Source organism: Heliomicrobium gestii (genome assembly GCF_009877435.1).
Lineage (GTDB): Bacteria > Bacillota > Desulfitobacteriia > Heliobacteriales > Heliobacteriaceae > Heliomicrobium > Heliomicrobium gestii.
In genome coordinates, this window is record NZ_WXEX01000034.1 from 1 (window position 1) to 688 (window position 688).

At 47.8% G+C, this 688-nt stretch carries 1 protein-coding gene; it reads left to right on the forward strand.

Going from position 1 to position 688, the window contains the following annotated elements; all coding sequences use genetic code 11:
- Positions 1 to 155: 155 nt before the first annotated feature.
- The coding region (locus GTO89_RS16840; protein ID WP_161263251.1) for a transposase at positions 156 to 688 on the forward strand (533 nt) is incomplete at its 3' end.

Below are 688 nucleotides of genomic sequence, written 5' to 3' on the forward strand. Positions count from 1 at the left end.
CTCAAACTTCGCACCTTGAAAGTAGGCTCGGAGCCTTGAAATAAAAGGCTTCATTCATGACGAAAAAGCCATCTTGACACAAAAAAAGTGCACCCCTGTTTGGTAAAATGTAAGTGACCAAACAAACATTCCAAACAGAAGGGGTGCACACTCTAATGGTACACCAAGACAGTCCGTCTGAAAAGCTGATTTCCAGTTTTGGTCGCTTATTTAAGACCCTCAAGATTGGGCAAACGCTGCATGCGTGCGGGATACGTAAAACCTGTGGTGTCCGTGTCATGGACATATTCGGTGTTCTCTTTTCCCTTGCTTTTTTGGGAAAAAGTCTCCACCGTTACATCAACAGTGAACGCGGTGAAGAACTGCCTGGCAAAGACACGTACTACCGATTTTTGAATCATGCGCGCTATTCGTGGAGGAAATTCCTGCTGACCCTTGCGGCACGAGTGATACGGTGCTTCCGCGATCTCACATCATCTCAGCGGGTCAAGGTGTTCATTTTGGATGATTCGGTCCTGACGAAAAATCGCTCCAAGAAAGCAGAATTGTTGGCGCGGGTATATGATCATTCGAAGGGAATCTTCGTGCATGGCTATACGCTGCTGACGCTGGGATGGTCCGACGGATTCAGCTTTGTTCCGGTGGACTTTGCCGTACTCAGTTCCGCAAAAAACACCAACCGCCTGGT